The organism is Flavilitoribacter nigricans DSM 23189 = NBRC 102662 (assembly GCF_002646595.1).
In the GTDB taxonomy this organism is placed as follows: domain Bacteria; phylum Bacteroidota; class Bacteroidia; order Chitinophagales; family Saprospiraceae; genus Flavilitoribacter; species Flavilitoribacter nigricans.
Genome location: NZ_PDUD01000026.1, coordinates 20,262 through 46,072, shown reverse-complemented (window position 1 = coordinate 46,072; position 25,811 = coordinate 20,262). Strand labels below are relative to the sequence as shown.

Here is a 25,811-nt window from a genome sequence, read left to right as displayed (position 1 = left end):
TCGTTTACTTGTTCAGAAGTAGTTTTTCTGTACACAGTTCGGGGAGGATCTTGTTGGCTTGTTTGGGGAAAACTTAGAAATGCATAACCAAAGCTAATAAAAATTATGATAACGTGTGCGAACACGTCGCGATTATTTTTGATCCTTTTGATCCGGAAATCCAATCTGTAGAAAGTGGATTCAGGCTCAGCCACTTATTGCAAAACGAGTCAACTTTCAAAAATTACTTTCATCGACTTTTGATCAACCGCTGCAGGTAACGTTGGCCACGATAGGTCAATTCCAGCAGGTAAACGCCCGGGCTGAGGCGTTCCAGGTGGAGTTGTTTTTGTAAGTTTCCGGCCTGGATCTCGGACGAATACAACAGGCGACCGCTGGTATCCAATATCCGGATCGGAACCCTGACCTCCGGCGCTGCGGAAAACTCCAAAAATACGGTGCTGCCAAACGGATTGGGGTAGATCCGGACCTGCCGCCCATCCTGCAGATCGGACGTAGCGGAGGTGGAGAACATAAAGCTTGACACCGTAGAGGTACTTTCTCCACAGTCGTTAGTCGCGATCACCCGCCAAAAGAAAATTCCATCCTGCTCCGGCAGTTCTAGGGTGTAGAAATTGGAAGCAACTTCAACGGATCGCACCAATTCGGTGAATGTCATATCGGAAGCAATATCCAACCGGTAAGAGTTCGCGTCATTTGCATTCCAGGAAAAGGTGGTGCTGGTGGTAGAAACCGAGCTTCCGTCAAGCGGAGACCCCAGCACGGCAACTGATGGAATATTGCGGATCTCTAAGCTGAAAGGAAATGAGCCGGTAGTTGCTCCGTCGCTGGCGGTCAATTCGAGATCGTAGCTGCCGGATGCCGGAAAATTACGGAGCAGAAAGTTGATCGTATCTCCCGGATTGGCCGGGTTTTTAGAAAAGGAAATAGCCGGATCGGGCAGATCGGAGTTCAATCCGAGGGTTACTTCCTGACCAGAAAATGCTTCACTCACCACTAACTCCAGTTGTAAGGAATCTGCAAAGCAAGTGACATAGGACTCGGGAACGCCGGAAATGAGCGGAACTGGTTCCGGGATGGTGCAGATATCCAGTTGCCAACCCACCAGAGTGCCGCCATCTTCATCGGCCTGGTCCTTAACCACCAGGGTCCAGGTGCCCCGGGCCGTTTCTCCGATCAGGCTTGCAAGCGATTCCAGCGGTTTATAAGTGCCCGAAATAGCCGGCTGGCCACTGCTGCAGGTCGTTTCCAGACTCTGATGACTGGCACCGACATCCTCGTTAAAAGAGAGGTACAAACCGGTACCGTCGCATCCGAACAAACTGGCGGGAAAACCCGGGCGATCCACCAACGCTACTTCGGTGCCGCTCGGTGAACGCAATACCAGGCTGAGATCACCCACCCAGTCGTGCTGGATGTTGACATTGGTCACTTCGATGGATGCGACCGTGCCGGAGATATCCAGCTCCATTTCGGAACTGATCGTATTGGCGGATGTACTGGAAATAACGATCGGGCTGTCGGTAGCGTTTTCCATACCACACCGCACATCGGCAGTCAGGAAGGAATTGGTATCGGACCAGGCCGATAAGCCACAGGTATTTTCGGCGGCTACCCGCCAGAAATAAGCTGAGTTGGGCTGGAGGTCCGAGATCACTATCTGAGAAGTTTCCTCTATGACTTGTTCAGTCAGCAGCGTGCCGAAATCCGGATCGGTCGATACCTGCAGATAATATCGTTCGGCGATGGCAATGGCGTTCCAGCTTAAGCCGATCTTAAGACCCGGTGCTACCGCCATGTCCGTCGGCTGGATCAGGATCGGTATTTCCGGCGCCTCCGCCAGGATATTGAGAAAAACGTAGCTGGTATCCGTTTGTTCTTCGTAGGTCGTGTAGATCGGGAAGGTCTGCTGGCCGGCGGGCGTGCCGGCGCCGGTGAACCATACAAAGCGGGCAGATCCGTTTTCATCCGAAGGGATACTTTCCAGTGTAATGTCCAGATCCGGAGTGATATCGCCTATCCGGAATTCCGGAGGCATAGTATAGGCCTCGCCGTATTGCAGTAAAAGGGTGTCGTTGTCACCTACGCAGATGTTACCGGCTGCAAAAGTGCCGATCACACTGAAACTACAACGGCCCTGTTCTTTGCCTTCCACGCTCAGCCGGCCCAGCCCAATGGGATCGAGCCAGTCCTTCAGACGCGAATCTGGGGTGCCGCCGCCTTCCCAGGAGTTAAACAATCGGCCGAAAGCATCGTAGGAACTATTGCCACAGGCGGCATCACCGCCGTGGAGTTGTCCTATGGCCTGTCCACGTTCATTAAACAGGGGGCCGCCGGAAGAACCACTCTGGGTCGTGCCGGTGGTCCAGGAGTTGACGATGAGGTGATTGCCGTTTTCGACCTGATCACTGCTTCCCCAGAACCCCAGATGTGTGGTTTCCTCGGAAAAGCTGATCCGCTTTTCATCCGTAAACGGATGGTGAACACTGATGACCTTCCCGGTCGGTAGCACATCCTCCGCGGACCAGCCGGCAAAGTAGGCATTGGCCGTCTCACTAACGGGGTCATCCAGTTCGATCAGGCAAAAGTCGGAATTGGACCAGCTCGACCGGAAGATCGATCCGGTATTGAAATCATTCAGTTTGCCGTCACCGTTCTGGCCGCTTTCGAAGCTGTTTGGCTGGCGACAGGTACTGTTCTCAAAGTTCCAATACACAACGATAGAAGCCGCGTTACCGGAGGAAACTTCACAGTGGTTAGCCGTCAGGAAATAAGGGGTGCAATCCTGTTGGGTATTGTTGACAAGAAAACCGGTGCAAAGCAAAGTTCCCTGTACGCTGTACAAACCCACCGACCGGGCTACATCGCGGTAGGGGTCCACGATTCCCCAGCCATCGGCCTGGCCACACACAATATCCAGATTGCAGGAGCCGCTGCTCAGTTTGCCGAAACCGAGGAAATCGTGATTGACCACAGCGAGCTCTATGGCCAGTTTATTTTTCCGGGCCACCGGCACCCGTATTTCAATGATGAGATCGTCACCGGGCAGCACGGGAGTCCAGAGTTGATTGTGCGATTCATTGTCTGCCGGTGTAAAAGGGCCCCTCCGCTCGTTTCGCACCGGATCGTATAGATAGAGTTTCCCTCCTGCGGGCATCTGGTATTGGGTAAAGCCAAGGTTGAGGGAATGGGCTCCGGGCGACTGGATACGGAAGCGCCAGATGGCCAGATCGCCGAGCACATCCCAGCGCCCATGCTGCGCCGGCGTGATGCGAAGCGGTATGGGCGTGGCGAAGCGCGGCGGCTGTCCACTCTGCCTCCTTTCCATTTCCTCATCGAGCAGCGCCTGATTGTCCTGTGTAGGTAGCACGTAGGGTTCCACCTGATCCGCGGGCAGCGCCAATATTGCGGAAGTTGGATGCTGAGCACTCAGCACCGGGGAAATGAGCAGCCATGCAAAAATTGAAGAGATAAAGGCTAAAGATCGACGAAAGGATATAGTCATAAATCAGGATACTGTTAATGGTTCGGGTTGAGCTATAACGCGGCAGACGGCAAAGAAATGGTGCATGCGGGCATGCTTACCGTTCTGATCATCTCAAATAATTCATTTTTCTTCACCGGTAGATCGAAGTGAAAGATAAATACTGACGTAAAATTGGTTCGGGAAATCCAAACCAGTTTAAGCACAGCGTATACTGACCGAAGCGGTTTGGGAAAATCCCAAGTCATTTCGCATCATGGATACTTTTAAAAATTGGCCCCGTGTGTCATAAATACTTAAATTTGGATAAACACAAGACCGGTTTCTCGGTTTTAAAGATAAAATATTCATTTCAACTGCGCGTGTCATTACTAAGACCAACATATCAATCCAGAACTTATCGAAAGTTTAAATCGATCCATCCGGAATCCCACCGGGAGATCATTCGCTTTTACGATGAGAACGAGCAGTCTATCCTAAAATTGGATTTTGAAGAATATTTTGATCTGTTGGTCGCTTATGTAAATGCTCTGTTTGTGATCGGGAAATACCGGCAACACCTGTTGATGGTGGATCTCGTGATCGAGTATACTATTCAGCGCAACATTTTCAGCTACAACGGGCAGGATCTGTTTTTTGAAATGCTCACCTGTAAAGGCCTGTCCCATCTTCATACTTACGATTACGTTAAGGCGGAGAACATCTTCAAGCAACTGATCAGGATCAAACCTGAAGAGGAAGATAGTGTTAAATACCTGGAGAAGAGTATCCGGGTAGCCGGAGACCGTATTCAGCATTGGAGCCGCGCGATCAGTATCGGGATGCTTTTTCTGGCCGCCATTGTGATTGGTGTGGAGATCTTACTGATCCGCCCCTTTTACGAAATGCACGTTTGGTATTTTGAATTGGGACGTACCCTGCTCTTTATATTTGCCTGCATGGCTATGGCCGGAGGAGAATGGTTGCACTGGTACCGCAGCCGAAAAAAAGCCGGTCATTTTCTCCGGCAGGTGAAGGCCAGAAAAAACAATACCCCCGCTTGATCTGATACTTAGAGCCTGGCCAACAACCATCCTTTGGTCTTAAAATAACCATCTTTGGAACCTCATTTCGTCATTTCCTCCTTCCGTAGCGCTGCTACGAAACTCGAAGATGACTTCGTGAGCACCCAAATCTGGTCATTTTCGACAGCAAAAACGGGTTCTGGATAGGCTCTTAATGCAGACTTATCCGGAATTTTTATTACACTATACTGGCATTTATGTACATTCACCGCCCAGTGTCATAGTGTCCGAATTATGAATTTCAAACTAAAACACCAATCATAAAGTGAAGCCTAGCTTATTAATTTTGGCTGCCGGAATGGGTAGCCGTTATGGAGGATTAAAACAAGTTGATTCCGTCGGTCCCGATGGAGAAGCCATCATTGAATATTCCATTTACGATGCCATCCGGGCCGGATTCGGTAAAGTGGTATTTGTGATTCGTCGCGATATCGAAGATGCTTTCCGGGAACAGATCGGAGGAAAATTTGAAGGTAAAATAGATATCGAATACGTTTTTCAGGATATGGATTACCCGGTACCCGGTGTGGATAAATTTCCGGAACGGGAAAAACCTTGGGGAACGGCGCACGCCATGCTGGTGGCCGAAAATGCCATCAAAGAACCCTTTGCCGTCATTAATGCGGATGACTACTACGGAGTAGAGGCTTTTGCAACTTGCGCAAAATTCCTGAAGGAGGAGTGTCGTCCGGATCATCATTGTATGGTCGGCTACGTGATCAGCAATACACTTTCCGACCACGGAACGGTTAATCGCGGGGTGGCGGCGATGGACGATGATCACTATCTTACCGAAGTAAATGAAAGACTGAAAATCCAGCGCATAGAGGGAGAAATCTCTTATCTGGGTGACGATGACCAGCGGTATCCACTCCAGGATGACGATCTGGTCTCCATGAATTTCTGGGGTTTTCACCCGGCCATTTTTGATGTGATTCGCAAGCAATTTGCCGAGTTCGTACACGAAAACAAGGATAAACCCCGTGCCGAATTTTTCATCCCACTCTTTGTCGATCAGCAGATCAATAGTGGAGAAGCTAAAGTGAAAGTGCTGGTCAGTAACGACCGCTGGTACGGAGTGACTTACCGGGAAGATAAACCCATCGTTCAGCAGGCTTTCGGCAAGTTGATCGAAGAGGAGCGGTATCCGGCCCCACTTTGGGGATAATCCCTGTTCCCTGTTCCGGACTTTTAGCAAGCGGTAATTCGCCGGCTGGAAGTCCGGAAATTTTCATCATCAATTGGTATTTCCCGCAAAGCAGCTTTGAAACATCAGAAGCTGAAAAACCTTGGATTGGCCCGACTTAGCGGATATTGCGGCTAATTCACGAACAGGATCTTGGCGACTGCACTATCCGGATTCCCAAATCCGATATTGAAAGGATTACTCGAACTGAATACGAGGTAAACGCCCGTATTGGCCCGCCGCCCGTTGTAATCGCGGCCATCCCAAATGGCCTGTCCGCCCCTGGCATTGGTTTCGTAAACCATCTTTCCGTTGATATCCGTGATCTTGACTACCGCGTCCCGCGCCAGCCCTTTGATCGCGATCGGACCCTGATATTCGGGACGTACCGGATTGGGATAAACCAGGATGTTTGGACGGTGGAATTGATTGGCTTCCACCGCATCGCTTTGATAGCTGATAATACCTTTAGCCGTGCCGATGAATACTTCTCCCGTTTCCTGGTCAATGGCCAGCGACTGGATCTCATTATCGAAGAGCGGTGAATTACTGGTGGTAAAATAGGCCAGTTCTTCCTCTCCATCGGGCGATAACAGGAACAGCCCGTTGCTGGTACCGACCCATTTCCGGTTGGCGCCGTCCACGGCGATCGCTTTAACGTTTTCGGTTTCCAGCAGATAGGCTGTATTACCGTCCCGCTCCACCACCTTCAGGGTGCCCGTGCAAAGTTCCGGATCGAAAACAATACTACCGCATTCAAAGATCACCACGCCGTCATTGGTGCCGACCCAGACATTCCCGTCCAGATCAGGTGCCAGACAATTCACCGTATTGGTGGGCAGATTACTGTTGTTAGCGGAGATAGCCCGACACTGATCATCCGTGGGATCATCCGGATTGTTTTCGTTGAAAACCAAAACTCCTGCCTGGCTGTCGCCGATAACGGCCCATTTATTTCCAAAGATATCCACCTCAATATCGAAAAGCACCGTCTGGTTGCAGACCTGCCCGTAGGATTCCCAGTTGCCTTCACTGTCCAGGCTCAGCAGCGAACGTCCGTTTTGGGCGGAGTGGTTGGTTACCCAAAGAGTGCCGTTATCGTCAAAGGTCAGTCCGCCGATCCGCACCGTACCACTGGTGGAGTTGGTGGTTTGCAGCGGCGTATTCTTTTCGTTGTAGAGGGTGAGTTCATCCTCCGGGCTCACCTCCATGATCCCTTCAAAAAATGATCCGGCGTACACCGCACCGTTGGTCGGACTGATCGCTATGGACAGGATGTCGAAGAGGTCATCGGCGCGGCCTTCGGGCGTATTGGGATCCTGATTCTCACCCCGCATTTCGGCTCGGGTCCAGCGATTGTAGGTTTCCCACTGGCCTTCGGAAAAAGAAAAGAATCCGTGGTCCAGAAAGCGGTTACTGAGTGTTTGGTCAACGGCTCCGGCGGCTACCCAGAGTTTGCCGTCCTGGATCTCCATATCCCAATTCTGCTCGGAATAAGGCGAGTTGATGGTCCACTGCACGCAATTGGGATCACCGGCACTGAAAGTACGGCGGAAAAACCGAAAACCATCTCCAAACCATACCCGGCCCTGCTCGTCTTCCATCGCGTAGTAGGGATAACCTATGCAGCCTCCGGATAACCGGTCACCGGTTCCATCGGGTCGTAAAAAGTAGGCTTTCGGGCTGCCGCAATTACCGGAATCGCAACGGTAGCCGGCCAGCATGTGGTAAGTGCCTTCGGAACTGAGGTAGACCAGCTCCAGCCCGGCATCCTCTTCCTGGAAAAAGGATACGGGACGATTTTGCTCATCAAGGTAGTGGATCTCATTATCGAGGTCCAGAAATAATCGATCGTCAAAAACGGTGAAGGCATGACTGCTGTAATCGGCCGGAAAACCTTCGTCTTCATCCAGATATTCCCAACGCTCAAAATTTTCCCGCAGATTGTCACTCGAAGCAATGCGATAGATCCCAACATCCGTAGCGGCGTATAGATAACCTCCGAACTGGGCAACATCATTGACATTGGTGTTCATGAAAGTTGAAAAGGAGAACTCTGCGGAACGCACATTCAGTGCGGAAATGCCGTAACTGGCGGCCAGATATACCGTTGAATCGTTCAGCACGAAAATGTTATTGATCGTTTTATCCCCCGGAATATTCAGAAAGTTCTTGATCTGGTTGAGGGTGATCACCTCGCCGTTTTCGTTGCGGTAGAGATCGATCACCGAATTGTTGTAGACGATGATCAGGGTCTCACTACCGCGATTGTACTTGATGGTCCGGATGCCGGTATTACTCAGCCCCTGGATCGAGGTGATGAAGCGTGTGGACAGTTCTTCCTTATCCAGCGCCATAATGGAAAAAGGCGTGGAGTAAAAGATCTCACTGTTGCTTTGGGTTACCCTTTCCCCCGATTGGTACGGAAGGTGACTGCGCCAGGTACCGATGGGAAGGGCATTTTGTGCAAATCCGTTTCCGGCAAATATCCCAAGGATCAATACGAGGGGTATGTATTTCAGCATAAAAGTTAATTTGGTACAGTGTAGAAGCATTGGGATGGGACGGGTTCCTGAATTATCAGGAGCGGGTCAACTGTATACGTACCGCCCTTACCTATTGCCTCCCCATCCATAACTACAATCCTTGCCCTTTATTGTTTTTTAATGCGGAAGTGATCTCACCTTGGTCATCCGGATTGCGATCCGATACTCCGATCACTATAAGTTGAGGAGGTTCCCTCAGCTTTTATAAAGCGCACTGCTCTCCAGGTACTGAAAAACGGGCTCTGTAACCAGGTACTGAACGGAGTGTCCCTCCTGGATGGCTTGGCGGATATAACTGGCGGAAATATGCATGAGCGGTGCTTCAAAAAAATGCACCTGCGGATGTTCCTCAAAATGTTGCGGTATATCGTAACCGGGGCGTCGGTAGACAAAGATCTCATGATCCCTGAGCAGGAGTTCGTAGTTTTTCCAGCGATGCAGGCTCGCCAGGTTGTCTCCTCCCATGATCAGGACAAACTGATGATCGGGGTATTTTTCCTTCAGATAGGTGAGGGTGTCGATCGTGTAGGAAGGCTTGGGCAGGCTGAATTCGATATCGGAAGCCCGTAGATTGGGATTTTCTCCGATCGCCAGTCGAACGAGGTGCAAACGATCATAATCGCGGGCGAGGCTGTTCTTGGGCTTCAATGGATTTTGTGGCGATACTACCAGCCATACCTGATCCAGATCGGTTTGGGTGGCCATATAGTTCGCGATGATCATGTGACCGACGTGGACCGGATTAAAGGAACCGAAAAATAGCCCGATCTTCTTTTTTATTGCTGCTCCGGCCATTCTTCGTCAGTTTCCTGTTCAAACAGTTCAAAATCTCCTTCCTCATCGGGCAGATCAACGAGCCAGCGGCCATCCGTTTTGATCAGAATGTATTCGGAGTCGTATTCTTCATATTCGTCGCGTAGCAGGCAGTTGCAGATAGCCGTATCCTGGCGAACATCGCAATTCAGGCTAACAAACTGAGTATGGATCAGACTGGAATCAGAAGGCGTATCCGCTACAATGGTGGCCATCATTTCGTGCAGTGGAGCAGATCGGGACGTGCTCAGGCTTTGGGCCAGCTCAAACTGGTTGCTGTCCACGTAAGCCTGATACTGCCGGACTACTTCTTCCGGCGTGACGGGTATCTTACTGGCGCTTTCGGTATCCGTAGCGGCTTCATTGGGAACCTCTCCTCCACAAGCAGTGACAGCCACGGCCAGACTGACGGTAAGGAATAAAAAAAGTAAACGCTGAAACGTGTCTTTCATAGTACGAATAAATGATGATCCGCCAATAATAAACAAATTTTGGAAGCTGTTTGCAATTACTCCCTGCCGGAGCCGGGAATCAAACCGCTTCCGGTTACTGGTCGGTCTGGTTTATGGATACAGCATGCAGCACATACTTTCGGTCCACACAATTTTCTGCATCGTTGAAAAATTCTTTTACGAAATCCATATTTCGCTCCAGAATCTTCACCGAAGCGGTATTTTCTTTATCTACGTAGGCTACGATCGAGACTTTTGCCAGCGCTTGCAGACCGTACCGGAGAAGAGCAACGGTTACTTCCTGTCCGTAACCGTTGCCCCAATATTTTTCCCGGAAGCGGAAGCCGATCTCGTTTTCTTGTTCGTCGTTAACGATCAGTGCGCAGGTGCCCAAAAATTCGTGATCTGTTTTTCGGATGACGGCCCAAACCCAAAAATCATTGTCGGGTTTGGAATAGGCGTCGATCACTTCTTTCAGGTCGGTCTGGTTTTCCTCAAGACTCATGGCCTTGCCACCGACGTGGCGCATGACCCTCGGGTTGCCCTGCATATCGTGAAAAGCTTCGATATCAGCCGGATCAAGCTCGCGAATGATCAGGCGTTCAGTTTCAAAAATCATCAGAATAGTTTTAGGTGTACCGGCAGGATCTTCCTTCAACGCTTCGATGATCTATGGACTGCCTGCCGTAGTTATCTTAGTTTGACGATCCGTTCTACCCAGCGGCGATTGGACTGTCGGATATCCAGAACATAATTTCCGGGAGAAAGATTCCCGAGGGGCAAACTCAGCTTTTGTAAGCCGGTACTCAGCATCTCCTGTTGGGAGTATACATTGCGGCCCAGTGGATCGAATAGGCGGATACTGGTCATTTCCGCGGCCGGACTTTCCAGCTCGATCTGTAATTGATCTTGTACCGGATTGGGATATGCTTTTAAACCGGCGGCTTGGATCTCCAGTTCTTCCGTGTCGGTACTCAGTTCCCGATCACCCGTGGCAAATACGATGCCCCAGCGCGCGCCCGATTCACCGCTTATAAAAATGAACGCATCGCCATCTCTATTGATCTTGTCGGAAGCCAGGGCGATTCGGCCGAGTACCCGGTTGCCGGAACTATTGAATCCATCAAAGATTATTTCGCTATCATCTACGGAGTAATTCGGAAAACTCAGATCACTATTATTAAAGATATGCCCGGTTTCACCAGTCACTACATTTACCCCGATCATGGAATAAGTTCCTTCGGTTTCATCAATGTAATCTAATGCAATAATGAAAGGGGAGTTTTTAGAAAAAGTAGGGTTGCCAACACTTACACCTTCGGGAAGACCGGTGAATAACTTGGTAATATAGCCACTCCCAAAATTATCAGTATTGGGGTCCCAGACATCGATAAAACCGATATCCCAGAATTCAATGGTACCGTCTACTTTGGAGATGGTGGATTTTGCGTCGTACATGACCGAACTACCGTTTAAACCCCATTCCAGAATGTCCGCATAGGCGACTGTTCCCGTAGAAATACCTTCGGCAGTAGTTGGATTGTCCAGCGTGTAAGCCCTGCCGTCTCCCGTATCTAAACGATATATATACAGTTGGTCGTCAAAATCATCCGTCAGTGCCGCGAGTAAACGTCCGTCTTTAGAGATAGCTGCAGTGCGCCATCTACCGTCGTCGGTCAATGCCAATTGAGTGTAAGTACCGCCCAGCCAGTCAATTTCAATCAACTGAATATTCTGATCATTATCTACAAACAAAATAATGGACCCATCATCCGAAACACTGGGCTTGCTGATCACATTCTCATCTATAAAGGGTTCTGAAATAGGTTCTCCGTTGTAGTTGTATAGGTTAAGGGCCTGGCGATTTCCGGAGGCAAAAAGTACTACCTGGTTACCGGGGTTGATCTGTACGTCTTCGGGTTCTTCGGATGCCTCCTCTTCCGTGATGCCAACCTGGTCGAAGGCGGAGGCAGCCGCCTGAACGACCGAATTGTTGTACAACTCTCCAGCGGAGGCCAGTACGGAAATGCGGAGGTCGGAAAACTGCGCAAAGCGGGTCAGGTAATTGTCCAGTGCATTGTAATAAACCTGCTCGGCAACATCTTTGCCCACTGCGGTAGCAAACAGGTAGTAGGCCCGATTGGGAATTCCGCTGTTGATGTGAACGCCGCCGTTATCGCCTTCTTCGGTTTCGGGCAGATCGACATACTCATCCATGTGTTCGGGTTGCCAGAAATGCTGGTTGGGATTGTTCGTGCCGTTGTGTGGATTCGAAAGATCCCGTAGCGCGCCGCTGGGAAAAAAATTCGTGCTGACGATGTCCTCTCCGATCTGCCAGTTGTCCCGGTCGATCATGGCTCCGAAAATGTCCGCAAAAGATTCGTTCAAGGCTCCGGATTGGGAGAGGTATTCGAGATTGGCCGTAGTCTGTACCACACCGTGGGACATTTCGTGCCCGGCTACGTCCAGAGCGCGGGCCAGCGGCTGGAAAACATCTCCCCCGTTGCCGTAGAACATAGCAGAGCCACTCCAGAAGGCATTTTCCAGACTGGTGCTGTCTTCATCGGTTACATTTATGATGGAAACGATCGTACCACCCCGGCCGTTGATCGAATTCCGCCCAAAAGTAGACCGAAAATACTCATAAGCCTGCCCGGCATTATAATGAGCCGAAACCGCAATGGGGCTGTCCCAGTCATTGGGCGAGTTGCCGAGGATCTGGGCAACTGAGAAGCTATCGTTTTCAATTGGGGTCTGGTCTTCTGCATCCAGGGTCCAGATCACACCTCGTGGGTCGGCCGGGTCAAACTGTAGGCTGGAATTAAACATAGGACGGCTGGCATCGATCATCAGGTAGGTGCCGCCGATCTCGTAGGAATTGATCGTCCGGTTCTGACCTAATAGGTCCGTGGCGGTGCCTACGGCGGGCCCGTTAAAAGGCAATTCAGCCGAATGCGCTTTGCAAAGCAGACTTTGGTGGCGGAGCACATCGCCGGTATGGGCGTCGATGAAGTAAGCCTCACGGTGGTATACATTGGGTACTACCTCTACCCGCCAAACCAACCTGGCTGCTCCCTGGGGACCATCCGGGTAGTGGATGAAAAGCTCTGATTGGAAGGTTTGTAGACCCATAACTTCCTGTTGGAATTTGGTCAATTTTTGCTCCGGTGTGATCTTTCGGGCTTCCAGCATGGCTTTTTGTTGGGCTTTTTCGACTGAGTAAGCCGGCGCCACGCGGGAAATTTTTGGCGTTGGGTAGGAAGAACCGTTTAATAACTCGATCTCATTATCTCTGAGGTGGATCGTAAGTTCGCCACCGTAGACGGGTACATCTTCCAGATATTGCTGCAGCTTATAGTGTACATATCCATTTTTTCCTTCCTGGCGGGAAACGATCCGAAACTCCTGTCCCGGGTTTTCGATCCGGAGATATTCTCGTAGTGCTTTTAGCTGCACAAAGATCTTTTGTTCGGTATCTCTTACTGCACGGGCTTCGGAAGTCTCGCCGTAAATGGCCGCCGGAGTTCCGCTGCGATCGGTATATTGGATCTTAATACTGGCGTTGGTGTTTTTTTGTAGCACAGGGTGGGGAAGTGTTCTGTACTGGAAATCCGTAATGTCAAAGGGTCTGGCCGTAGTGGGGATTGCCGGCTGAAAAGGCTGAATACGCATATCTTCCAGACGGTGTGCCGGCCCTGTATTTTTTTTAACGAGGTCCAGGTGGGGTTTTATCTGGGCGGCCAGCAGGACGGTACTGAACAGCAGACCACACAGTGCGAAATAACGAAGCGTGAAAGTTTTCATTAGCAGATAATTAAGGCGATTTTATGGTATTGGGTTTTCAATTATTGGTTTCCGAAAGATCAATTTCGCGTATCCGGTTTCGACTCTGCGGTCCTGATCAGATCCATGGCGCGGCCGTAGAACGATTTAAGCGATTCGTCCGGCTGATAACCACTGGCTCCCCAGCTTTGTCGGAACTCTGCAGTATCTTTTTTCATAGTCATGAAATAGTAAAGGTTTCCGGGTTCCCGCACATCTACCTTAAACAGGTCATCATTTTCCCAGGTTCTGTACAAGTCTTTAGCCGCGGCTTTTTCCACTTTTTCCATTTCCCGCCATTCTCCCGAGCCGGCCCGCCCCTCACGGACGAAGAGCTGACCGTTTCTGAGTAGCATGTATTCGGTGGTCATGCCGGTAAAGCCACCGCCTTTTCCGAAATGCAAATGGTGATCGGGTAGATTATTCGGAGTGTAAGTTTTGCAACTTACCATAAGGAGCCCGATCAGGCCGATCAAAGTGGATGTCTTTCTAATCATAAGCAGTGGTTTAGAGTAGCCGGTATAACTTAAAGAACAATTCCAAATGTAGGTGAATTATGATGAATAGCGGAAAAAATGCTTTACTGTTGGATGAGCGACATCTGAAATGCAGTTTTTTGAACCTAGCAAACGGTACTTAAGTGCTTTCTATGCGGCTGGTTTTTTCCATTTTATGGTGACGGGCGAATCGTAAGCAGTAAAGAGCTTTTGGATAGGTAAATTAAAACGAAAGCAAACTTTTAAATATTTTCTAACTTGAGAAAAGCAGACTCCGAATGCACTTGTAATCGTAACCTAAGCCTCATCCGGGTAAATGGAGCAACTGAGATGGGAACTTCATTGTATGATATGAATCTGCTGGAACAGGAGGATCATTGGCCCGTCACTCAGAGACTGAGTGAAAAGAGCTCGATAAGATCCCCAAAAATACTATGAAAGTAAAGTGCCGGAAGGCGATCTATTGATCGCGAAAAAAGACAGTGGCAAATGCGTTGGGATCATCCGCGAAGGATTGGGTGAAGTACAGGGCGATGGTCTTTCCATCGACCTGCTTTTCAACGACGATATCTTCGGCGAAATGGTCTACATACTGGAGCAATACCGTTCAGGCGGTGGGGCAGCCGGAAATTTTGACACCGAGCAGCGAATGATTATCTGGCGGAATATGGCCAAGATCCCGGCTAAAAGGTCAATCGATTCTCACCAGCATATATACGGCGATGAGGCGGTAGCTGAGAACGCTTAGAGTATGTTTAAGATATTAACTGACTCTTACACCAGGTCTCTTTCCCGCCACTGGGGTTGTTTCATTTCGAAAGGTTCGTCTACGATGGTTTCGGGTTCGTTATCCCAACGGCGTTTTTCTCTCGCTTCCATCCAGTCTTCCCAGTCTTTGCTGAGCCACCCTTTGGTACCGGGTAATCCGTTTACCTTAATGTAGTGAACGGCGACAAAGATCCCCCAGATACGGGCAATGGCCCAAAGTCCGGCAAGTCCGCTGCCTGCTACCCAGAGGCCGGCCATGATGATATTAAAAATGATAAAAGAGCGCAGATGACGATAGAACTTTATTTTTTCTGAAGCCTGTTTTCTTCTACTGTAACGATCCTGATTGCGCTGACACATAATTTTTGATTTATACGGAAGATTCCGGTTTTATGGATGGTCAGACTGGAAATCCCACATTTTAAAACACTTTAATAGGAAATAACCAACTGACGCGAAAATTGCTAATACCTTCACAAATTGCATCCAAAAGCACAAAATGACCACTTTTATCGACCGACTCCTAGGAAAATACGGTGGAACCTAGAAGGAATGGGAAGCGTGGGAAGGTTCCTTAGGAGAGTATCGGGAATAGTGTGACCAAAAAAAATCCCGAAATCTTCGCAGGAAGATTCCGGGATCGTTAGCTTAAACTTATAACTATCGTCGTAGTTGCAGATTGCTTCTTTATTTTTCAGCCGTAGCCACTCCATTGGCTTTCGACTTATCCTTTTTCTTGGTATCTTCTTCTTCCGGATTCATGAGTCCGGCGATCTTAGCTTTAACTTTCTTCTCGATCTCATCCGCTACTTCCGGATTATCGAGCAGGAATTGTTTGGCGGCATCACGCCCCTGCGCGATCTTGGCATCATCGTAGGCATACCAGGCACCACTTTTTTGGATAATATCGTGATCCACACCCAGGTCGATGATCTCGCCTACTTTGGAAATACCTTCTCCGAACATGATATCAAACTCGGCGATCCGGAAAGGAGGAGCCAGTTTGTTTTTCACAACTTTCACTTTCACGTGGTTACCGACTACATTACCTTCTTTGTCCTTAAGAGCAGAGCCGGAGCGACGAATGTCCAAACGCATAGAAGCGTAAAACTTCAGCGCGTTACCACCGGTGGTAGTCTCGGGATTACCAAACATCACGCCGATCTTTTCGCGTAGCTGGTTGATGAAAATACAGCAGCAACCCGTACGGCCGATGGTACCAGTCAGCTTCCGCATAGCCTGGGACATCAGTCGGGCCTGTAATCCCATCTTGGAATCGCCCATCTCGCCTTCGATCTCACTACGGGGTACCAGTGCGGCGACAGAGTCAACTACCAGGATGTCTACTGCGCCGGAACGGATCAGGTTCTCGGCGATTTCCAGGGCCTGCTCACCGTTATCCGGCTGAGAGATCAGCAGATTAGCGGTATCTACACCGAGATGCTCGGCGTAAAAACGATCAAAAGCGTGCTCCGCATCCACGAAAGCAGCAATCCCTCCTCTTTTCTGACATTCGGCAATTGCGTGGATCGCCAGAGTGGTTTTACCGGAAGATTCCGGACCGTAGATCTCTACAATCCGGCCTTTGGGGTAACCGTGTACACCGAGGGCGATATCCAGGCCTAAAGAACCAGTGGGGATGGTTTCTACTTCTACAGTTTGCTTATCACCTAACCGCATGATGGTACCTTTACCATAGGTCTTATCCAGCCGGTCGATGGTGAGTTGAAGCGCTTTCATTTTGGCGTCCTTATCCGCTGCCATATTTAGAAATTTAAGAGGTGATTCAACTTTTTGTTAAAATGTTTAGCAAATATAAATTTTTTGTTAGCATTGTGCAAGTTTTCCAACGCTTTTTATTTATATACTATTAGGTGTGCAGGAGAGGCATGCCGTTGACGAATTTTCATCCGCCGGCTAAAATGCAGGCACCCACCTTGCTTTCCAGTGATTAATCGATATACTCTACCAATCGCAGGAAGCGGAAGCCCAGGGTTACTTCAAAGGTCAGGTTACGGATACGGCGTTCGTTGATGGTACGGGTACCGCCGGTATAAGGATCAACAACGTTTCCGATGGCCGGTTGCACGTATTGATAGGAAAGATCTGGATTGACGGAAAATTCGAGCAGGATGCCCATCAGGTCGGCCACCGGCAGGTCGAGGCCCGCTCCAAAGGTGATGCCGTAGTTGAAATCGCGGATGAATATGTCACTATCTAGCGGATAGATCGGATAGAACATATTGATCTCGTTGTACTCATCGAGATTGGTATCGAGGGTGTAGTCACCCCGGACGCCCAGCAACCAGTACCATTGGGTATTACCGGAGAGCAGGAATTTTTGTTTGGCGCCCAGCGTTAAAGACAAATTGTTGAAAATAAATTCGCGGGCGGGTGGGCGGACAAAACCGGTAGAATTGGGATCGCGATAGTTCCGGTTGCGAATAGCACTGCCCTTTCGGTGGAACCCGGCCTGGGCAAAAACCGCAAAGGGTTCGTCCGGGTTGTAAGATTCGATGAAGGCGATACCGTGGTATTTCAAAAGCGGGTCCTGTTCAAATCCTCCCCACTCCTGCAGCCCGATCGTAAGGCCTCCTTTCAGGCCGAAAGCAGAACTCTGACTCATACCGAGGGTTACCGCAAACAGGCCGAAGATCAGTAAAAAGCACTTTTTCATATACAGTGAATTGTGTTTCACCGCAAGATAAGCATTTTGATCGTTGATAGCGTGGTTCTGCCACTCAAGCGGCAGAACCACGCTATCAACGATCACTCCCTAGTTTACCCGGAGTTGCTGGCCAACGCTAATGGTGTTGGAGTTGAGGCTATTAAATTGCTTTAGCTGATCAACGGTCAGGCCGTAGCGCTGTGAAATGTTCCAGAGCGTATCCCCTTTCACCACCGTATGGTAGCTGGCCGAAGGGGTCGGCTCGGGGGCCGGCCGGGTCGGTGCCGGATCGGTTATTACCGGCGGTACCGGGTTATCTACTACCGGAGGCCGGGTGATCACTACCGGCGGTGGCAGCGGGTCCGGATCTTCGGTGGAGGGTGGCGTGATCTCACCGTTGCCGAAAGGCTCGTCAAAAGGATCATTCTTGTCCTCCGTTTTGGGCGGTACGGATACCACCGGCGGTTTAGTGGGCGTTACCACCGGGTCGGGATTCAGTCTTACTACCGGTGGTGTTTCGGTTACGGGATCATCCGTATCCGGCTCCAGGAAATCGTCATCATCATCCACGATCACGGGATCCGGAAGCGTGATCACTTCACCCGGGCGACGCAGTTTCGGAGTGGACTTCACTTTACCGCCCCGCAGTTTGATCTCTGCTTTTACGGCCGGTTCCTGGCCGGGATCCATCCGGTTGCGTTCGTAAAGTTTATCCAGACGGATACCGTATAGATTCGAAATGTCCATCATGCTTTCGCCGGCCGAAACGGTATGGTATTGCTGACGGCCACGGTAGGATTTGCGTTTTTTCTGCAGGTATATTTTTTCACCGTCGTTCAGTAGTTGGTTCCCGTTGGTCAGGTGTTCGTTATAATCGATCAGCTTACGCAGGGCAACATCCGTCCGGGCGGCAATATCCGCTACGGTCTCTTCCGGAGTGGCCAGGGTGTATTTTACGTCATTGGTCTGCATGATCACCCCGGCGATCAGTTCGCTGCCCGGGTTTTCCAGATCAATGGTGGACATCATATCGTACTGGTGCAACTGATAGCGTTCGATGATATCGATCAGTTTTTCGGGATAAGTGGCGCTGGTGGCGTAGCCGGCTTTTTTCAGACCGTAGGCCCAGCGGCGATAATCCGTAGGATCCAGTTGAAATAAAAAGCCGTAGCGATAGTTTTTGCGGGGATCGCGGAGAAACTCGGAATGCGCTACATAACCAGCTTCTACCGTGCGGTAAGCGCGGAAGCAGGATTCTACCAGCTTACCCTGAGCGTTGTAGTCATCGTCCTTGCGGTAGATGGTGCGCCCATTCCAGTTGTCACCGCATTTGATGCCGAAGTGGTTGTTGGCGCGACGGGCCAGATAGCTCTGCCCGGCATTGGATTCGAGAATTCCCTGAGCCAGTTTGATACTGGCGGGTATGCCGGCGCGTTCCATCTCGCGGATAGCGATATCCTTGAATTCATCGATATACTTAAGGTGCTCCGGGGTCTGTGCCTGTAAGGCGACCGGGACCAAACCGAGAAATATGCCGGAAATGAGTAGAAATAAATGCTTACTGATCATAATAAAGACTTTGGGGGTTCAGTGTTAGTAAAACGGTAATTGGTGAGCAGTACCGCTGGTCAGGTAATGTAAATACAATAGATAATACCCGGCCGATACCGCAGGTTACCATTAAAACGTAAAACCTACTGGATGTTTGCATTCGCTACAGTGAATTATTATTTTTTTAACGCCAGGCGATCGGAAGCAGGCTTTTGTGCCGAAGAAGTTAAGGTTTATTAAGAGGTGTTGCCGGATTTCGGGCGGAATTTTGTCGGCTATCTGTCTTTAGACCAGAACCAGTGAATGCTCAGGGGACATTTGAGATTTAATTACGTTACATTTGATAGACTGTTTTTTGTGATTCGTCTATTGTTGAGCCGTAAAAGTTTCGATTTTTTCAAAATAAAAGGATATTGCGGTGCAACTATTTAAAATGAGACGAGTCTTTAGTATTACGAGACTGTGATTTCTATAAAAAACTAAACCGACCCAAGAAGCCAATATTTTTTCACCCGACTAATCGAAAATTAATGATCGCCGTAGCAATCGTTGATGCCCACAGGGACATCAGGGACGGTTTGGAGCATTTGCTCGACAGTACGGACGGTTTCACTTGTACGGGCACTTTTGCCGACATGCCAACGGCTCTCGCAGCCATCAACGAACAACCGCCCGATGTTGTATTAATGGATATCGACTTCCCGCAGGAAGATAACGGGGTCGATGTAATCCGTGCTCTGAAACGGGACCTTCCCGATATCAATATCATCGTCCATACCCATCTTACGGATGATCGATACATCTTTCAAGCATTTAAGGCCGGCGCCTTTGGTTATCTGACCAAAAGCATCTTCCCTTCCGAACTGCTCGATGCATTACGCGAGGTGGAACGGGGTGGAGCTCCGATGAGCCGACCGGTAGCGCGTAAAGTGGTTTCCTATTTTAGTGATCAGCAAAGCCCGATGTCCTCGCTTTCCCGCCGGGAAAAGGATGTGCTGAACCTCCTGTGTGAGGGACAGAATTACAAGGATATTGCCCGGGCCCTTTTCGTTAGTCCAAACACGGTAAGATTTCATTTGAAGAATATTTATAAAAAGCTTCGGGTCAACTCCAGGCACGAAGCCGTAATAAAAGCTACTCGTATGGGGATGGTCTCATAGAGTACAAGCGAAAAAATTATCGGTAAATCTGCCGGTAATTCTCTTCTGAAGCGTCCGGTGATAATCGCTCTGGGACCTCAGTGCAAAAGTGCAGTCTGAGGATGTTTTTGTATTCAATAATTTGAAATTCAGATTTTTACAAATTAACAAATTTTAACAATAAACTACCCAGATGTGTGGTTGTAGAGAGGCAAATTAGCTACTATCTTGCAGCCATAAGCAGATGAGAGATTATATGCCTGATGAAGTATTGAAAAGCGTAGCAGGAAAGGCATGGAGTAGAAAAGAAATCGGACTTATCCAGTCATGAATAAGTCCGAAGTCAAGATAACTTAGGAACTAGTGAGAGTTTTTTTCATACTAATCCAATTTTGTTGTCGCATGGAAATGCGACAACTTTTTTTTTGTTCCTACGTCAGAATATGTGAACCAAATGTAAACTGATCTGCGCAATTTACCAAGGCTACATATTGCTAAGTGGATTTTTTATAAAAAAACGGAGATGTCAGAAGCCCTGACATCTCCGTTTTCATTATGTGAACACTCCCGGAATGGAGTGATATTAGCTGTTGATTACCAGCCGGGTACAAAGTTTACACCGAATACCCATTTGGAATCCTGCATCAGCGGGCGGGCGTAATACGGTTCGACGATCATTGCACCGAAGAGGTTAACCCTCAGAGACACGCCGGTCGTTACGATCGGTTTGGCGTTGACAAACCGTCCGGGTAACTCACCGGAACCCTTGAACTGATCGAAATCGTACCAGGCTACACCGGCGTCGACAAAGAGGTTCAGGTCCGAAAGCAACAGTCCGGATTTGATCAAGGCGATCTGTTCGGGACCGGTAAACGGCATCCGTACCTCAAAGTTACCCACGAGGATCTTACTACCTACCAGTTCGTCAAAACTACGGTTGTTGCGGGCAAAGATCTCAACTGCATTCTGAGAGTTCAGACCGCGAATGTACCATGGGCTACCCAGGTAAAGTGGGAAAAGATCTTCACTATTGCCGCCGTAGCGACCATAGTGCATCGCCCGGAAAGCCAGACTCACTGGTTTCAGGAACTGATATTTACGGTAGTCGGCAGTTACACCGGTAAAATTAAACTCACCTAGATAACGATCAAATCCTAAACGGTAGCGCTGACCGTTAAGCGGAGCGGTCAGACCAAAGGAGGCATTGTCGCCTACCATGGCGGCACCAACCGTATAGAGGCCGAAACCGTCGCCACTGTCCACTTTTTCTCTTTCCTGGTTAATGTAGTTACCTCTTACAAATTGCTGGCCACCCACGGCAAAAGGCTGGTAGTAATTTACGTACTGGTCCAGTCTGGAACTGTAGCGGGAAGCGGATGCATTAGCCTCAAATCGCATCGTAGTCGAAAGCGGGTAAGCGGCAAATACACTGGCCTTCTGTTCGAACAAACGCCGGATGTAAAAAGTATCCGCAATGACCTGGAAGTCTCCACCGTTGGCTTCCAGAACATCGAGACCGGAATTGCCGAGGAAGAAACTACGGTAAGGCAGATGCGACAAAGAAGCACCGTAAGTGATCCGATGATTGCGGTTGATATAGGCTGCCGCACCACCAAAGTCGGTGATCTCACCGTTCAGCGATAAGCTGGTAAAAAACTGGTTATTACCGAGAATGTCACTGAAAAGGGCATCAACGCCACCGGCTGCACCGGAATTCGTACCAAAAGTATTGCTGGTACCCACCCCTACACCGGCACCACCGCCGATATAGTCCAGTTTGAATTTAGGTTTGTAATCGATCTGCTTGAATTCAGATTCCGGAATATCTTCGATCCGGTCGATCTGAGCGAGCTGCTTGTTCACCAGCAGAGGCGCCTGTTTATTCAGCGTGATCAGTTTGGCCGGCGTCATGTCTACGTCCGCCGGATCTACTGACTTGTTGAGGAAATCTTCCGGACGAGCTACGTATACTTTATAGCTACCGTCACTGAAGTGGGTATACAACAAGCGATTCCTGTTGCGATCAATACTGATGGCCGGAGCAAAGTGAGTAATACCACTAACACCGGTTTTCAGGTTGGTCAGTTGGTACACCTGCCCGGAAGACGGTTCGAGGCGATAGAGGTTCCGGAAACCATCGCGATTGGAAAGGAAAACGATGTTTCCATCGGGATCTTCCAGCGGGTTCAGGTTATCCGCACCGGCAAACACGTCGTAATTCGTTGCCATTCCGGAAACTACATCGAGCGAGGCAATATTAAAATGCCATTTACCGTCGGTCCGTCCGCGTTGCTGACTCAAGGCGTCGGTAGAGAAGATCAGCTTCTTTCCGTCGGCTGACCAGCTCGGATGCATTTCCGAATAATTATCATTGGTAATCTGGGTTACCTTGTTCGTTTTTACATTGTAGGCATACAGGTCAACCTGACCGTCAACCAGTCCGGTGACCACGATGTTGTCTCCGTCCGGGCTCCAGGCCGGGTTAGAAAATGCAGGTACTTCCTTCAGGCGTACTTCTTTCACCGTTTTGCCGGATTCCACATCCTTAATGATCAGGATGTTGTCTCCTTTACTGATACCGACGAAAGCAAATTCTCGGCTGTTGGGCGACCAGGTACCGGAAGACTCAATATAACTGAAGTCATCAATGTGGCCGTCCCGGCTGGCACTGGCTACTTTCCGGATGATCTTTCCGGAGCGCACATCGGCCAGGAAGAGGTCCGTTGAGAATAGGTCCTTTTCGGAAAGGAAGATCACGTATCGACCATTAGGACTGATCTCCGGAGAAATATTCAGTCGGCCACCATTCTCATCCGTAATCACGGCTTTACCGATCACACCGGTCTGTTCGTCATTCAGGTAAGTACTGAAGTGTTTTTTGAAGGATTCGACCCAAAGTTTGGAGAGGTCTTTTTCCTTCATACCCAGCAGGCGGATAGAGGTACGATCAAATCCGTCCCGGGCAACACCCAGGAAGAAAGGTTCGATAATTTCATCTCCCATGAGGCCGGTAAGGAACGACCAGAATACCTGACCGTAACGGTACGGGAAGTATTTCCCGAAATTGTTGAGATCTTTCAGGCTGGGAATATCATCATTGATCACGGCATCACGCATCCACATGGCGGTATGCGGGTCGACGCGACCGATTGACATATATTCAGCTAAGCCTTCCACCATCCACAGGGGTAGGTTGCCCAGGTTCTGCAGGCTGGTAGAATCTCCACGGATAATCATATTATACTGGAAAGCGTGAACCATCTCGTGCCCCAATACGTGGTGCGTTTGTTGGTTACTCATCGCCAGAGGCATCACTACCCGGTTTTTGAAGGCTTCCGTAACACCACCCGTACCGACACCAATGGAGCCGCTGATAGCGTTAGTTTGCTGAAAATCTGCGTGGTTGTTATAAAAAAGGAGTGGATTGCGTTTTACAATAGTATCCTTTAGTACGTTTTGGTGTAACAGATACCATTGTTCAGCATCATTTGCCAGACGATCCAACACCTCCTGATTTTTCAGGTAGTGGTAGATCTCGAAGTTGGGGGTCTGATAGACTTTAAAATCGAAGTTTTCGTAGTTGGGTTTATTGCGGCCGAAGTATTGGGCCTGAACGTTACTCACCCCCAGGATCAGTAAGCAGGCCATGGCCAGTCCCCATCGCAATAGTTTCATTCGGTTATTATTTCCTGGTTAAAAATTTCAAATTGATAGACACTATATTAACACATGACAATGGTTATCAGTGCGTTAAATTTTTAGATTTCTCGTTAAAAGGTTCTTAAATCGGCCGGTTTGGTCTCATTTTCCTTCTCTTAGGGGTCAAAGCAGTTAGGGGAGACGATGAAATGCGCCGGGATATAGTTTTTAAAAAATATTGAAATCCGGATAAGCTGAGTTACATTTGGTTGGTCTGATTCTATTGACCAAACCTAGCGATCCATGGCTATCCATATTTTCCGCAGCTTTTCGGTTTTCCCTGTTGTTTACCGAAAGCTTTTCCTTTGTTTGTTATGTATTTCCAGCCTTTATTCAACCTCTGCGATCATGGCCCAGTCTCCCGACCTCAGTATTCCTTTTGACCGGAATAAGAATGTTACGGCTACCTACGGAGAGACCATCGATTTTTACCGGAAGCTGGCTGCTGCCTTTCCAAAACAGGTCCTGCTGAGCCCCCACGGAAGCACGGATAGCGGACACCCGCTGCATACGGTGGTACTCTCTATAGATGGCATTTTTGATCCAGTACAATTGAAGCAGGCCGGTAAAAGTATTTTGCTGGTAAACAATGCGATCCACCCGGGAGAACCTTGTGGCGTGGAAGCCAGTATGCAATTGCTGCGGGATTATCTGCACGATCAAAGTAAAGCGGACTTGCTCAAAGAAGTGGTGATCGTGGTCATTCCGTACTATAATATCGGCGGCGGTCTCAATCGCGGCGCCTACAGTCGGGCCAATCAACTTGGACCGGAAGAACACGGTTTTCGCGGTAATGCCAAAAACCTGGACCTCAACCGGGATTTTATCAAATGCGATACCCGCAACGCCCGTACTTTCAATCAGATCTTCAATTATTGGCAGCCGGATATATTTATTGACAATCATACCTCCAACGGAGCGGACTACCAGTATACCATCACGCTGATCCCCACTCAACACAATAAGCTGTCGCCCGTATTGGCCCAATATCTGCAGGAGGATATGCTGCCCCAGCTTTACGAAGGAGTGGCGCAGAGAGGTTGGGATATGACGCCTTATGTCTACGCCCGTTCCATCCCGGACGAAGGGATCGCCGGTTTTCTGGACCTGGCACGGTATTCATCGGGTTACGCAGCACTGCACCATACGATCTCCTTCATGCCGGAAACGCATATGCTGAAACCGTTCGCGGATCGCGTAGCGAGTGTCTACGCCTTTATGGACGCCATGATCCAGGTATTGAACCGGGATGGAAATAAGATCAGGGATCTGCGGGGCCGCGCTTTTCAGGCGGCCCGTACCCAGAAGCAGTTTGCCGTCAACTGGCAACTCGATCAGGAACGCAGTGATACCATCACCTTCAAAGGGTACGAGGCGGGTTATAAAAAGAGTGCCATATCCGGACTGGATCGCCTGTACTACGACCGAAATAAACCTTTTGAAAAGCAGATCCCTCATTTCAATTATTACAAAGCGACCCAGACGGTAGAGAAACCCAGCGCCTATATCATTCCCCAGGCTTACCGGGAAGTGCTGGAACGTTTGCATTGGAACGGGGTCAGGATCCATCAGCTTACGGAAGACCTGGCGGTAGATGCGGAGTTTTACTACATTGAAGAATATCAGACGTCCCGCTCACCCTACGAAGGGCATTACATGCACTCTCAGGTGCAGGTGCGTACGGAACATTTGGAACGGCAGTTCCACGCCGGAGATTATGTGGTGTTCACCGGCCAGCCGGCGGATCGCTTTCTGGTGGAAGTACTCGAACCCCAGGGCGCAGACTCCTATTTTGCCTGGAATTTCTTCGATGGCATCCTGATGCAGAAAGAACATTTTTCCTCCTATGTATTCGAGGATCTGGCTGCGGATTATCTGGATGAGCACCCGGATCTGAAAAACAAGTTGGATACCAAAAGAAAGGAGGATAGTGAATTCGCAAATTCGGCGCGAGCCCAACTCAATTTCATCTACGAAAATTCACCTTACTACGAGCCGACCTATAAGTTGTATCCGGTCGGGAGAATGAAACCGGGTATCCATCTGCCCGTTATCGGTGTGTCAGAGTTGGGAGAATGATTCAAGCTAACTGTGAACGGTGCTGTTCTCTGATGATGTATAA

General features: G+C 49.4%; 17 protein-coding genes. 5 read left to right on the top strand and 12 right to left on the bottom strand.

All coding sequences use genetic code 11. From position 1 onward, the window contains the following. Window positions 1-229: 229 nt before the first annotated feature. Window positions 230-3,505, bottom strand: a complete 3,276-nt coding sequence (locus CRP01_RS21910; protein ID WP_099152252.1) for a proprotein convertase P-domain-containing protein — start codon at window positions 3,503-3,505, stop codon at window positions 230-232. A 341-nt stretch (window positions 3,506-3,846) separates the two neighbouring features. Between CRP01_RS21910 and CRP01_RS21905 the strand changes: the two genes are divergently transcribed. Both CRP01_RS21905 and CRP01_RS21900 read left to right on the top strand, forming a co-directional pair. Next, window positions 3,847-4,527: a hypothetical protein gene (locus CRP01_RS21905; RefSeq protein ID WP_143473487.1), complete on the top strand. Its 681-nt coding sequence runs from the start codon at window positions 3,847-3,849 to the stop codon at window positions 4,525-4,527. Between the two features lie 286 nt (window positions 4,528-4,813). Continuing rightward, on the top strand, window positions 4,814-5,716 hold the full coding sequence (locus tag CRP01_RS21900; protein WP_099152250.1) for a nucleotidyltransferase family protein: 903 nt from the start codon (window positions 4,814-4,816) through the stop codon (window positions 5,714-5,716). Window positions 5,717-5,868: 152 nt separating this feature from the next. Here CRP01_RS21900 and porZ read toward each other — a convergent pair whose 3' ends face one another. The 6 genes from porZ to CRP01_RS21870 all read right to left on the bottom strand — a co-directional run bounded on the left by porZ (window position 5,869) and on the right by CRP01_RS21870 (window position 13,864). Further along, window positions 5,869-8,259, bottom strand: coding sequence for a type IX secretion system anionic LPS delivery protein PorZ (gene porZ, locus CRP01_RS21895; RefSeq protein WP_099152249.1), 2,391 nt, complete (start codon window positions 8,257-8,259; stop codon window positions 5,869-5,871). 216 nt (window positions 8,260-8,475) lie between these two features. After that, complete coding sequence (nadD, locus tag CRP01_RS21890; RefSeq protein ID WP_099152248.1) at window positions 8,476-9,075, bottom strand: nicotinate (nicotinamide) nucleotide adenylyltransferase; 600 nt, start codon at window positions 9,073-9,075, stop codon at window positions 8,476-8,478. Further along, window positions 9,057-9,545, bottom strand: coding sequence for a hypothetical protein (locus CRP01_RS21885; protein WP_143473485.1), 489 nt, complete (start codon window positions 9,543-9,545; stop codon window positions 9,057-9,059). Before CRP01_RS21885 ends, nadD begins: the two co-directional genes overlap by 19 nt. A 94-nt stretch (window positions 9,546-9,639) precedes the next feature. Further along, window positions 9,640-10,164, bottom strand: coding sequence for a GNAT family N-acetyltransferase (locus CRP01_RS21880; RefSeq protein WP_099152246.1), 525 nt, complete (start codon window positions 10,162-10,164; stop codon window positions 9,640-9,642). A gap of 71 nt (window positions 10,165-10,235) precedes the next feature. Further along, window positions 10,236-13,349 carry a M4 family metallopeptidase gene (locus CRP01_RS21875; protein WP_099152245.1) on the bottom strand — a complete coding sequence of 1,038 codons (3,114 nt, stop codon included), beginning with the start codon at window positions 13,347-13,349 and terminating at the stop codon, window positions 10,236-10,238. A gap of 59 nt (window positions 13,350-13,408) precedes the next feature. Beyond that, on the bottom strand, window positions 13,409-13,864 hold the full coding sequence (locus CRP01_RS21870) for a hypothetical protein (protein ID WP_143473484.1): 456 nt from the start codon (window positions 13,862-13,864) through the stop codon (window positions 13,409-13,411). Window positions 13,865-14,309: 445 nt separating this feature from the next. Between CRP01_RS21870 and CRP01_RS21865 the strand changes: the two genes are divergently transcribed. Next, window positions 14,310-14,612: a cyclic nucleotide-binding domain-containing protein gene (locus CRP01_RS21865; RefSeq protein WP_099152243.1), complete on the top strand. Its 303-nt coding sequence runs from the start codon at window positions 14,310-14,312 to the stop codon at window positions 14,610-14,612. 26 nt (window positions 14,613-14,638) lie between these two features. Here the strand turns inward: CRP01_RS21865 and CRP01_RS21860 are convergent, their stop codons facing one another. From CRP01_RS21860 to CRP01_RS42390, 4 genes are all read right to left on the bottom strand, one after another. Next, window positions 14,639-14,992, bottom strand: coding sequence for a 2TM domain-containing protein (locus CRP01_RS21860; protein ID WP_099152242.1), 354 nt, complete (start codon window positions 14,990-14,992; stop codon window positions 14,639-14,641). Between the two features lie 327 nt (window positions 14,993-15,319). Continuing rightward, window positions 15,320-16,396 (bottom strand): recombinase RecA, encoded by a 1,077-nt coding sequence (gene recA / locus CRP01_RS21855; RefSeq protein ID WP_099152241.1) that lies wholly within the window; start codon window positions 16,394-16,396, stop codon window positions 15,320-15,322. 187 nt (window positions 16,397-16,583) lie between these two features. After that, entirely contained in the window at window positions 16,584-17,309 is a 726-nt protein-coding gene (locus CRP01_RS21850; protein WP_143473483.1) for an outer membrane beta-barrel protein, read from the bottom strand. A 99-nt stretch (window positions 17,310-17,408) separates the two neighbouring features. Continuing rightward, a complete protein-coding gene (locus CRP01_RS42390; protein WP_170110485.1) occupies window positions 17,409-18,869 on the bottom strand; it encodes a glucosaminidase domain-containing protein in 1,461 nt (486 codons plus the stop codon). 512 nt (window positions 18,870-19,381) lie between these two features. Between CRP01_RS42390 and CRP01_RS21840 the strand changes: the two genes are divergently transcribed. Beyond that, window positions 19,382-20,011 carry a response regulator transcription factor gene (locus tag CRP01_RS21840; protein WP_099152239.1) on the top strand — a complete coding sequence of 210 codons (630 nt, stop codon included), beginning with the start codon at window positions 19,382-19,384 and terminating at the stop codon, window positions 20,009-20,011. 573 nt (window positions 20,012-20,584) lie between these two features. Here CRP01_RS21840 and CRP01_RS21835 read toward each other — a convergent pair. After that, the gene (locus CRP01_RS21835; protein WP_233752731.1) at window positions 20,585-23,665 is read right to left on the bottom strand and encodes a hypothetical protein; all 3,081 of its coding nucleotides are present in this window, start codon (window positions 23,663-23,665) and stop codon (window positions 20,585-20,587) included. 372 nt (window positions 23,666-24,037) lie between these two features. On the opposite strand from CRP01_RS21835, the gene CRP01_RS21830 reads away from it, so the two are divergent. Next, window positions 24,038-25,768 (top strand): M14 family zinc carboxypeptidase, encoded by a 1,731-nt coding sequence (locus tag CRP01_RS21830; RefSeq protein WP_143473482.1) that lies wholly within the window; start codon window positions 24,038-24,040, stop codon window positions 25,766-25,768. The last annotated feature ends 43 nt before the right edge of the window (window positions 25,769-25,811 follow it).